A 10717-nucleotide genomic window follows, 5' to 3' on the forward strand; every position below is an offset into this window, starting at 1 on the left:
CGAAAAGGCCTGTCCAAAATTAAAATCGGATAATGTTTTCATCTCGTGGGCTCGCAGGGTCATCTTTTTTAATCTTGCCTCTTGTCGCGAGTTTGCATCCGCTTGCCCTGCGCAAGTTTGCGACGAAGGTAGCTTGGCTTCGCGCTTTCAGTTTCGGCGTTCCATATTCGCTCGTCTTCGAATGCTGCAATACCAAGCCGCGTTCGCATGGCTCGTGACGAATACATCGCCTCTTTGGAGAAACCTTCCAGTTCGCGACGCGCCGCCAGTTCTCGAAGGGTACCAAGTGACTCTGCGACCCAAGCGTTCTCGCCGGACTCGCGTTGAGCTTCGTCGATTAGCGTTTGAACCTGATCCCAGTCATGGCGCCGTGCTGCCAAACGCGCTCGCTCCTGAAGATCAGCCGCCCGGAGTTCTCTCGCACGAGCCTGCACGATCTCCTCCTGTGTGATCATATCAAACGCGGACGCTGGAAGGCGAGGCAGCCGCAGCGATGCTGGGCCATCACTGATCGCGTCACCATCAGGGGTTTGGCCGGTGACCTCTGCGCTCAGGAGCAAACGATCTCCGGGTTGCTCATCGCTTTCGTCGAACTGCAGCTCCACCATCGCCCAAGCCTCGCCGTCAAATGCGAGATCTGGCAAGAGGACTTCTCCATCCCGTTCTGGGTATTGATTCAATACGCGCATCTCAACGCCTGCACCAGCCGACAACCTTAATCTGAGACCACGCGCGCAGATGTTGCGCAGCAGGTCAAACTCTTGCTCGAAGGGATCCTGCAGGTCCTCTGCAGTCTCCCCATAATATGCGTTGCCCCGACCTGCGCGCGCCATCTCAGCCATCAGGTCTTCATTAAAGCCCATGCCCAGGCCGCAAGTTGACGTCGTGATCCCGTGTTCTGCCATTCTTGTGCAGTCGGCCGCGATTGCACTTGCATCCGTCAGCCCTACGTTGGCGACACCATCAGAAAGAAGGAAAACCCGGGCCGGTGTTCCGGCTTCCCGCATTGCAATGGATTGTTCGACGCCAAGCAACCAGCCGTCATGAAGCGCTGTCATGCCGCGCGCATGAATGCGGGAGAGTGCGGCTCGGGCGGCCTGTCCATCTCCGCGGGGACCGCCTGAAAACATCACTTCCGTCGCGTTGTCGAAGGCAACGATGGCAAGTCGGTCTGAAGGCCGCAAACCCGCGACAATCTGATCCGCTGCCCGCTTTGCCTCATGTAGCGGTTGCCCGCGCATGGAGCTGGACCGATCCAGTACGAGTGCAAGATTCAAGGGTGGCCGAGGTTCTGTCTCGGTTACAGGGGCAGACGGGGCAACGATACGGATGAGCGCGTTCAACGTGTTCGCATGCCCTTCCAGACGTGCTGGAACCTGAGGGGTGATTTTGAGTTCAATCATCGGCTTCGTCCTCGTTGCTTCTGAGTTTTGGATCGGACAGACAGATTTCCACAGCCCGTGCTATGGCTCCCGCTTCGCTCTGCCCCATGCGGCGCAAACGGCCTTGGTCGATCATCAGTTCGACGCCAGGCGTAATTTCAATGCGTGTCATGTGTTGGCTCTTGATGTCCTTCGGCTCAAAGCCCAGCTCTTCCTGGGCACTGTGCAGTGAGAAACGTGCTGTGCTTGCTTGGCGCATGCGATTAAGTGGCTGTTTCTTCTGCGGCTGCATCGTGGGCCATGCCTCCGGTACGGATCGCTCTCGCATCTTGCGCAGGTCAGACAGCGCTGGGTCCTCTGCCGCGGCAGTGGATTGCGACGACGGGGCCGGCAGCATTGCACGAATCTCGTAAATTGAAGAAATCAGAAAAAGCTCCGCGATCTTCTGCAGCGGCCACCCCTCGGACAAAAGCTTGCGGGCAACTAGCAACCGGATGAGATGCTCCCAGTCGTAAATCGCTGACTTCACGACACGGCGAGGTTTTTCGATTATGCCACGCTGCGCATAATCCCTGATCAGCCGGACGGTGATCCGAGAGGTGTCCGAAAGCCCCATGTGTCGCGCCCAGAAAGCAACCTTGCTTGCCAGAGCTTCAGCATCGCCTTGCCATGCTCGATCGTCGTCTATGGAAATCTTTTCCAACACATCTTCCTGTCATTGACATCAAGTAATGTAATTGATTCCTGGATAAGGCACAAGGCTGCTCCCAAGGTTTTTTGACCGCACTACTGAGAATTGACGATATCGCCCACTCGGGCCTCATTTTTGGTAGATGATTTCTGGTTCGGCACCGTCCGATAGAAATCGAGCTTCATAGGTGGAGCCGGACGACGATTTTGCCGTGCATTCGACGCGCGCCGGCCCTGCGAAAGGATTTTCGAACAAGCAGTTGCCGGTCACGCGCTGATGTCCATCTGACAAGATGACGACATCGATGGGCTGGACCCTTGTATCGTCCGAGGGTGCCGTTTGATGCCGAACATTCCCAGAAAAGGTAATGACGGAACCTTCGGACCCGCTTGCGACGAAATAGAACCCTATGCGACCGTCATCATATTCGCTGTGAAGCACTGTATCCTCGCAAGGTAGCGCTGCACCTGTCATTACGAGCGATGAACACGCTCCGCTGACGCTGATCAAGATAGAAAGCTGCCGAGGTTGGCTTTGCGCTTCCGCGGTCTCGCAAAGCAAAGCCATAGCCAGTAGGGCGGAGTTTAAAAGGCGCCCTTTCATTCGTGTGTTTCCTGACAAAGCTGTATGGCTGCGTTTCCCGCCTCAAACAGACCTTCAAGCGACCAGAAATTGTCCCGCATGCCAGCATTTTCCTCTGCGAACTCAAGAGAAAAACCGAAGACTGATGGGTCCCCCTCGGCGGCAATGATGCGTTCGAAATCAAAGGAACCAAACACAAATGAACCGACCGCAAAAGGTGGCCAATCCCTACCATCAATGGGAGCATAGAGCGCGTTTGTAAGCGGCACCGGTGCTTCAAGAGGAACACGCTTTTGTTCGACCATTAGCAGGTTGAAAGCGGCGTCCACATCCTGCCCCTCAAGGGCTAGTAAACCGGTGTCATCATAGGTGTGAGCCCAGACCATGAACTCGGCCCGTGAACAATCTGCTGGGTCCGGTATGATGTAAAGCCGATCACCCCACGTGAGCGCACTATTCTTAGCGACCATCAAGAACGGCTCGGTCATCAACTCCCACGGGTCAGTTTCAGCAATGCCCGAGTTCTGCGGCAAGAAATCTTCAAAACTCTCGTTCTCTGGAACCCTTTGCTCGGGGATAGCGGGCGTTGCCGTGTATTCAATGCGTTGGTCGCACCAGAAATCATCAGGATAGTCGGGACGCGAAACGATCGCTGCTACCAGCACCGCTTGGGTGAGGTCGATGTTTTCCAGATCGACCAGACCTTGCTCAGCTAGATCTCGGGAATATTCGGCAACGAATGTGTAAACAGCGTTACGTCGCGACGGGATTTCGAACGAAATAAATGTGAGCAATCCGCCTGAAATCGGCTGAAGTTGCCGGCAAGCATAGTGAAATCCCTGTTGTCCAAGCGCCGATTGAACATCTGACACGCGTGACTGACCAAAGGTAAACTCCGACACTCCAGGCAGCCGGAGCGCGGTTGGTGCAGTGTCGTCCCGGTCAATCCAATCGTGCTCTAGGTATTGCAACGTGTTGCGTGGTTGCCGAAACGTCAACACGAGGTGGGTCGCGTTTGGCGCATTCAACTTGATGAAAGCTTGCCCATCAAAGCCGTCTAAATCCGAACTGACAACATCCAACTCGCTCAGAGGGTAGTCGATGATGTGGTCCCCAAGCCTGTAGTCAAAGATTTGAGCTTCCTGCGCGGCTGACGGGAAAGCAACGTACGAAAACAGGCCGGCGAAGAGACTAGCGCGCCACGCAATCGGGTGTTTAAAACAAGCCAGCATTCTATTTCCGATCAAGATCCTGTTGGGCAACTTTTGCGCCGCTTGTCTCCGACCGGAGGACATTAGCAGTCTCAAGTGTATTGCGATCAGGATACCAAATCCGCTCGTCACCACGTTCCAAGATGTCCAAGGCAAAATCGGGGCTTACATCCGCTGCAATAAAGTACGAGAGCAAGATATTGGCGTCTCGCTGCCCTTCCCGATAAGCCCATTCGGTAAATTCAAACGGGTTGTTCCATCCCATTTCGTCCCGCATTCTTTCGTAAAATTCGGTAATTTCGGCAATGCCCCAATCAAGATGGTGGAAGCCAAGGCGCGATCCTTTGGTCATGGACCGGTTGTTGCCACCGAGAAATACAAAGGTGCATGCGCTTATACATTCACGGTCCGCAACTGTGTCCAGGCCGTAGTCGTTGATGATCCGCCCAATTTGATAGCCTGCGCCCGGTGATCCCCCGTCCGAGGTTAACTTAACGGCCTCAATGTTGGAGCGCTCGGCGAGAATTTCATGAAATATTGTCACGTCAGAATACTCGACGCTGTCGCTATCTTCGTCTTCTTTGTCCGACGTGGCCGCAGCCACTGCGTCATCGCTTTTTTGCGATTGGTCATCCGGCAAGATACCTTCTGCCACAGTTTCTGGAGGGAAAGTCGTGTCGTAGATGAGCACGTTTCCGTCCATTGAGAAACGATCGCTGGCAAAAGCCAATCCAGTCTCAAGCATCATGATCACACTTGCCGCGGTTATGATTTTCATCTTCATTTTCTTACTGTTCCTTCTTGGCCTCTTTTCTCGCTCGACATAGGCTTTTGCTGCCATTTGTGCCGATATCTATTTTCGCCGGTTTAGATGGCTGCGCCCTATTCTACATCTGCCACCGTGTAGCAATTTGCATCGCCTTGCTTGCAAAGCTTAAGCTGAAATCGAACAACGTCGCCAATTACACCGTCAGCGCACTCGGTGATTATTTCTTCAGCAAGCTGCGACGCCGTCCCCCAGTCCCGGCAGCGTCGCAGCAAGTCCACCATTCGAACGCGCATATGAAGACGTTCATCCGGGTCTGCGTCAGGAGCATCAATGGCGGTATTGAAGCAAACGAGCGCACGCCTCCGGCAGTGCACAGCTGTATCAGTTTCTTCCTTATCATCGGCCGCCCAGGCTGCGCACAAAGCATAGTTTGCGGCCTGCGTGATATCACCTGTCAGCTCCGCCACGCCGCTGGCCGTCAAGAATTGATCGATCAAAGAAAGAGCCTGCTCAGGTTTCTTTTGTGCGGGTAAAACAGCCTCAGCACCGGCCACGGCCAGGTCAATGCGATTGTTCGTGTAGCCGCAATGCACGCAGTGTTCGATCCAGAGGTACATAGTGGAACGTTGCATTTCGGGAGGACGAAGGTCGAGGTCCGGCGCACCCATCGCGTTGGTGCTGCCTAACGTCATTTGTTCGCTTGTCTTGCCACATAACGCACAGGTGCGCTCAACTTGGCCAATAGTGGTCATGATCTCATCCTTGGTCTAAGTGCGCGATTGGTGGGCGAGGATTGCGGCGTAAATGTTGGGCATATTTTGCGTAAGCGTATAGCGATTCTTAGAAGAATTAACTTCAAGACCGCGATCGCATTGGGTTGGCTCACCGACTGCAATAGCCAGCCCTCGGCAGCCTGCTGCGCGCAGGTTGTGTCTCAAACCTGCTGTAAGCACCGCCAGAATATCTCGGGCAGTCCAACGCATGCCCTTGATAGATTGCGATTGCTCCGATGTCCTGACCGTCAAGGTAGCAGACGCCGACCCAGCGATCGTAAGTGCGCGCACCGTTCAGATTGCATGTGACGGTCTTTCCCTCGACCAATCGCCGCATGAAGGCCCGGGCATCGCGACCGTAACGGTTGGAGGTTTCAGGGCCATCGACGCCGTTGAGGCGCACAGCTGTGCCAGCAACTACGATTGTGTCAACGTCCCGAACTTTGGTCACACGACCTTCAATTTGGCGGGCTTGAGCATTGGCCGTGGCTACGCTGCAAAGCAAAAGGCTCAAACTGGCTCCCGCCAAGGCGTTGCTTTTCAGACGCCAAAGAGCGCCAGCGCCCCGCAAACCAGTAAAAACGCGATCACGAACCATATTGCGAAACGAAACAATTCCATCATGGAAGCGCGCCATAGCTCATCTGTGCATTTGCATTAGCACTCCAGCTTCACATCAACGGGGTTCGGCACAAGGTCTTGAGAGGCGCCAGTACCGGCATCAACGGCCAGACCGATGACACCCCCGACCAATACGTTTCCGGCTACCCCTGCGGCGCCACCGCCAGCCGTCTTGTGCGTCACGTTCACCCGCATGGGCTTGCAGCCCGGCTTTGTGATGTCGACCACGAATTCAGAACGACGCGGCATCTTGATCGCACATGGTGTGCTGCCGCAGCTGAATCCGTTGCTGGTCTGCACCTCCGCGCCTACAGGATCGGTCCGTATTTCAAGAACGTCTTTCGAGCCCCGGGTAATCGTCGCGCAGTTGGCAACAAGCAGCAGAGATGCTGTCGCGAGGATAGTGTTGCGTGTTTTCATGGTCAGGGCCCTAAATCTTGTGTTAAGAATCATTATTGATCATCCGCAGCGTGGATGGGGCGCTTTTATGAGTCAATCAACAAAATAGACTCTCTCCGCTGCAGGGCATATAAATGGGGTGACGCGGTGAGTCGCAGACCGAGAAAAAAGAGCCTTAACTGGAGCGTTGAACGCCGCTACGAATTCATTGAATTCCGCCTATACTGGCAGGGGCGAATAAACCGTGGAGATCTGATGCAAGCCTTTGGAATTTCGCAGCAGCAAGCGTCAAAAGATCTCAATGTTTATATCGAGGGCCGTAAGTCCAACCTGTACTATGATCGCCAGGTCCGGACGTATTGGCGGGGCAAAAACTTCAAGCCGCGATATCTTGAGCCGGATGCGACAGAGTATTTTGCGCAACTGCAGGCTGTTGAGCAGGGTCTGGTGGATGAAGATCACAGCTGGATCAGCGTTTTTCCAAGCTATGCAAGCACACCATTTCCTGCCCGGGGTGTTGGCCCAGAGGTGCTGCGCGATCTCCTGGCCGCGATCCGCGAGCCGGCTGCCTTGCGGGTGACCTACCAGTCCATGTCGCGACCCGAGCCCAGCGCACGCTGGATTGAGCCGCATGCGCTGGCCTTTGACGGGTTTCGCTGGCATGCTCGCGCGTTTTGCCAGAACGACCAGGTGTTCAAGGACTTTCTTCTGTCGCGGATTGTCGAGGTTGGCGAGCAGGGGCCTGTGACCGCTGAGACCAGCGCTGATGAAGCTTGGCACACGGAAGTCGTACTCGAGATCGGCCCGCACCCGGACCTGTCTGACAATCAGCGCCGTGCCATTGAGATGGACTACGGCATGGAAGAGGGCAGGGCCCAGATCGAGGTCCGCCGCGCGCTGTTGTTCTATGCACTGAAGCGTCTTGGCCTCGACACCGACCCGGCGGCGCGTCGGCCGCAAGATCAGCAGATTGTTTTGTTAAATGAGATTCCAAACTGGGGGCAACGAAATGGCTGATCCGATCGAAAAAATCCTGTTCTCTGCCGCAGACAAGATGCGCGGTGCGATGGACCCGGGCGAGTACAAGCACGTCGCCCTTGGCCTGCTGTTCCTGCGTTACGTCTCCGCCGCCTTCGAGGCGAAAAGGGCCGAGTTCGCCGAGGACGACCTGATCGACCTCGAGGACCCGGAGGAGTATCAGGCCGAGAGCGTTTTCTGGGTTCCTGAAGGCGCCCGCTGGGACCGGCTCGCCGCGAACGCCAAGGCGCATGACATCGGCGTTCAGGTCGATGACGCGATGCGCGAGATCGAGCGGGCAAACCCCACCCTTCAGGACGCACTGCCCAAGGTCTATGGGCGCGCCAACTTGGACCGGTCCATCGTGACGGGCCTGATTGAGATGTTCACAAACCTGGAGCTGCACGGCACCAGCGCGGATTTCGACCTGATCGGCCGGATCTACGAATATTTCATCGGCGAGTTCGCCTCGTCCGAGGGCAAGCGCGGGGGCGAGTTCTACACCCCGAAGTCCGTCGTCTCCGTGCTGGTCGAGATGCTCGAACCCACTTCAGGCCGGGTCTACGACCCTTGCTGCGGCACTGGCGGCTTCTTCGTCCAGTCCGAGAAATTCATCGAAGCCCACCAAGGCCGGATCGGCGATATCGCTGTCTATGGGCAAGAGCGCAACCACACGACCTTCCGCCTCGCGCGCATGAACCTCGCGATCCGGGGAATCCTCGGCGACATCCGCTGGAACCAGGAGGGCACGCTGAAGCGGAACGCGTTCCCGGATGAGCGGTTCGATTTCATCCTAGCGAACCCTCCTTTCAACATCTCGGACTGGGACAGCGACCAGCTGCGCGAGGATCACCGCTGGAAGTTCGGCACGCCCCCGGTCGGAAACGCGAACTTCGCTTGGATGGCGCATGTCCATCACCACCTCTCGGCGAACGGGATCGCCGGGGTGGTCATGGCGAACGGATCCATGTCCTCCATGCAATCAGGCGAAGGGGAGATCCGGAAGGCAATGGTCCAGCAGGACGCGGTCGACGCGATCGTGGCGCTGCCGGGTCAGCTATTCTTCGGAACCCAGATCCCTGCCTGCCTGTGGATCCTCGCCAAGGACAAGTCGAACGGTCAGGCGGCGGGCCGCACCCTGCGCGACCGTCGGCAGGAAGTTCTGTTCATCGACGCCCGCAAGATGGGCGCGCTGATCCCGGGCAGCCGAAAACAGAAGAAGCTGTCCGAGGACGAGATCGGCAAGATCGCGGGCGCCTATCACGCCTGGCGCGGCGAGCTGGGGGATGACGCCTATGCGGACGAGCCCGGCTTCTGCAAGGCGGCCCGGATCGATGAGATCGAGCAGCACAACTTCGTCCTGACCCCCGGGCGCTATGTCGGCGCCTGGGCGGCCGAGGAAGACGGGGAACCCTTCGTCGAGAAGTTCGACCGGCTGATGGGGGAGCTGCGCGAGCAGTTCGCCGAGGGGAGGCGGCTGCAGGCGGAGATCGAGGCGAAGCTTGGGGCGCTGGTGTAATGGCCTATCTAAAAGACGTTGCTGATATAGTGATGGGCCAGTCTCCTAGCGGTGATCGGTGCTACGTAACTAAACGCGGCCTCCCATTATTAAACGGTCCTACGGAGTTTGGGTCACATCATCCTATTCCGACACAATGGACTGATGATCCTAAACGACAAGCTACCCAGGGGGACCTTCTGTTCTGCGTTCGTGGCTCAACCACGGGCCGCATGAACTGGGCCGATCAGGACTATGCGATTGGAAGGGGCTTGGCCGCTATTCGTCACCAGTCGGGCGAGAAGTTCCAACCCTGGATCCGAGGGATAATCGAGGCACAGCTTTCAGGTCTCCTCAACGCTGCAACGGGATCGACATTTCCGAACGTTTCGAAAGATCAACTGCACAATCTTGAAGTCCCCGATCATTCGCCTTTCGAGCAAGAAGAAATAGCCTCCATCCTCGGCGCGCTCGACAACAAGATCGAGCTTAACCGCCAGACGGCCGCGACGCTGGAGGAGATGGCCCGGGCGCTCTACCGGTCCTGGTTCGTCGATTTCGACCCGGTGAAGGCTAAGGCCGAGGGCCTGGCCCCCGCCTTCATGGACGAGGCCACCGCCGCCCTCTTCCCGGACCGGTTCGGGGAGGGCGGGCTGCCGGAGGGTTGGACTGCAGGCACCTTGGGCGACCTGATTGAGTTTAACCCTCGCGAAAGGATCACCAAAGGCGCCGATGTTCCTTACCTCGACATGAAGGCCCTTCCAACGTCCGGAATGATTGCTGATCCCGCTTATCAACGAACCTTCACAAGCGGCACTAAGTTTCGCGAGGGGGATACTTTGCTGGCCCGCATCACGCCTTGCCTCGAGAACGGCAAGACTGCGATGGTCGATGATCTCCTCGGTGCCGAGGTCGGCTGGGGATCGACCGAGTTTATCGTAATGCGCAGCAAACCCGGTGTTCCATCTGCGTTGCCCTACTGCGTCGCTCGAGATCCTGATTTCCGTGATGAAGCGATCGCAACAATGAACGGATCCTCGGGTCGGCAGCGAGCAGATGCTAAAAGTATTTCACAGCTGAAATGCGCTGTTCCCCCGGTGATGGTCCTGACCTCTTTCGGGCAACAGACCGCCCCAATGATTGCGCGCATACACGCATTTGGCCGTGAAAACCAAACCCTCGCTGCGCTCCGCGACACCCTTCTCCCCAAGCTGATGTCTGGCGAACTCCGCGTGGGTGAGGCCCGGGAACAGATAGAGGAGGTCGCTTGATGGGATCCACTCAACAAGCGATCGAACTCTACGCAAAAGAAAGTTTGGGGAAGATTGCCAGGTCCGTCATATATCGCCTTCAAAGACTGCCTGAGATGGGCGTTCACCCTTATGGCTGGGATATGGGCTCATTTTGGAATCTCTTTTCCTGGGAGCTTCAGAATGGGCCCACAGACCAATTTCTCTTAATGAGCGATATCGTTGAAGAGCTTACAATTAACGCTGTTCAGAGTTTACCATATTCGGAAGCGCAATTATTGACGATCGCTTGCTCAGACGCCGAACTGGATGGGAACGTACGAGATGACGTTTTAATTCGGGACAACGTTATCGAAAGTATTCACGCAATGGCCACAATGAGAAATCTAGAACGATTTGATCCTGATTACGTTTGGCATGAAAATTTATAATGAGGAGCTTTGCTGTGTCTCTGGTTGATCATCCTCAGAATGCCCTGTCCCACCTTGTCCAGACGCGATTTTCCGACCTCGCCTTACGCGAGC

The 10717-nt window shown here is 56.3% G+C and carries 12 protein-coding genes; 4 read left to right on the forward strand and 8 right to left on the reverse strand.

Translation table 11 applies throughout. The features are described from left to right. Window positions 1-68: 68 nt before the first annotated feature. From RAZWK3B_RS20265 to RAZWK3B_RS12950, 8 genes are all read right to left on the reverse strand, one after another. Complete coding sequence (locus RAZWK3B_RS20265; RefSeq protein ID WP_007815816.1) at window positions 69-1403, reverse strand: vWA domain-containing protein; 1335 nt, start codon at window positions 1401-1403, stop codon at window positions 69-71. Beyond that, window positions 1396-2085, reverse strand: a complete 690-nt coding sequence (locus tag RAZWK3B_RS12920; protein WP_007815817.1) for a MerR family transcriptional regulator — start codon at window positions 2083-2085, stop codon at window positions 1396-1398. Before RAZWK3B_RS12920 ends, RAZWK3B_RS20265 begins: the two co-directional genes overlap by 8 nt. Window positions 2086-2202: 117 nt before the next feature. Next, entirely contained in the window at window positions 2203-2676 is a 474-nt protein-coding gene (locus tag RAZWK3B_RS12925) for a hypothetical protein (protein ID WP_157132252.1), read from the reverse strand. Further along, the gene (locus RAZWK3B_RS12930) at window positions 2673-3887 is read right to left on the reverse strand and encodes a hypothetical protein (RefSeq protein ID WP_007815821.1); all 1215 of its coding nucleotides are present in this window, start codon (window positions 3885-3887) and stop codon (window positions 2673-2675) included. Before RAZWK3B_RS12930 ends, RAZWK3B_RS12925 begins: the two co-directional genes overlap by 4 nt. A 1-nt stretch (window position 3888) precedes the next feature. Then, a complete protein-coding gene (locus RAZWK3B_RS20270) occupies window positions 3889-4644 on the reverse strand; it encodes a hypothetical protein (protein WP_198133288.1) in 756 nt (251 codons plus the stop codon). A gap of 104 nt (window positions 4645-4748) precedes the next feature. Further along, the gene (locus tag RAZWK3B_RS12940; protein ID WP_007815825.1) at window positions 4749-5387 is read right to left on the reverse strand and encodes a hypothetical protein; all 639 of its coding nucleotides are present in this window, start codon (window positions 5385-5387) and stop codon (window positions 4749-4751) included. A 130-nt stretch (window positions 5388-5517) separates the two neighbouring features. Then, on the reverse strand, window positions 5518-6045 hold the full coding sequence (locus RAZWK3B_RS20660; protein ID WP_353611293.1) for a thermonuclease family protein: 528 nt from the start codon (window positions 6043-6045) through the stop codon (window positions 5518-5520). Window positions 6046-6065: 20 nt separating this feature from the next. After that, complete coding sequence (locus tag RAZWK3B_RS12950) at window positions 6066-6449, reverse strand: PEGA domain-containing protein (protein ID WP_037295829.1); 384 nt, start codon at window positions 6447-6449, stop codon at window positions 6066-6068. A 126-nt stretch (window positions 6450-6575) separates the two neighbouring features. Here RAZWK3B_RS12950 and RAZWK3B_RS12955 point away from each other — a divergent pair, with 126 nt between their 5' ends. From RAZWK3B_RS12955 to RAZWK3B_RS12970, 4 genes are read left to right on the forward strand one after another with little or no spacing between them, the layout of a single operon-like run. Continuing rightward, entirely contained in the window at window positions 6576-7445 is an 870-nt protein-coding gene (locus RAZWK3B_RS12955; protein WP_037295830.1) for a BrxR family helix-turn-helix transcriptional regulator, read from the forward strand. Beyond that, window positions 7438-8964 carry a type I restriction-modification system subunit M gene (locus tag RAZWK3B_RS12960; protein ID WP_007815832.1) on the forward strand — a complete coding sequence of 509 codons (1527 nt, stop codon included), beginning with the start codon at window positions 7438-7440 and terminating at the stop codon, window positions 8962-8964. The genes RAZWK3B_RS12955 and RAZWK3B_RS12960 overlap by 8 nt, the downstream gene beginning before the upstream one ends. Then, window positions 8964-10214: a restriction endonuclease subunit S gene (locus RAZWK3B_RS12965; protein WP_083799154.1), complete on the forward strand. Its 1251-nt coding sequence runs from the start codon at window positions 8964-8966 to the stop codon at window positions 10212-10214. Before RAZWK3B_RS12960 ends, RAZWK3B_RS12965 begins: the two co-directional genes overlap by 1 nt. Then, complete coding sequence (locus RAZWK3B_RS12970) at window positions 10214-10624, forward strand: hypothetical protein (protein WP_007815836.1); 411 nt, start codon at window positions 10214-10216, stop codon at window positions 10622-10624. Before RAZWK3B_RS12965 ends, RAZWK3B_RS12970 begins: the two co-directional genes overlap by 1 nt. The last annotated feature ends 93 nt before the right edge of the window (window positions 10625-10717 follow it).

The sequence above is a fragment of the Roseobacter sp. AzwK-3b genome (genome assembly GCF_000170875.1).
GTDB lineage: Bacteria > Pseudomonadota > Alphaproteobacteria > Rhodobacterales > Rhodobacteraceae > Roseovarius > Roseovarius litoreus.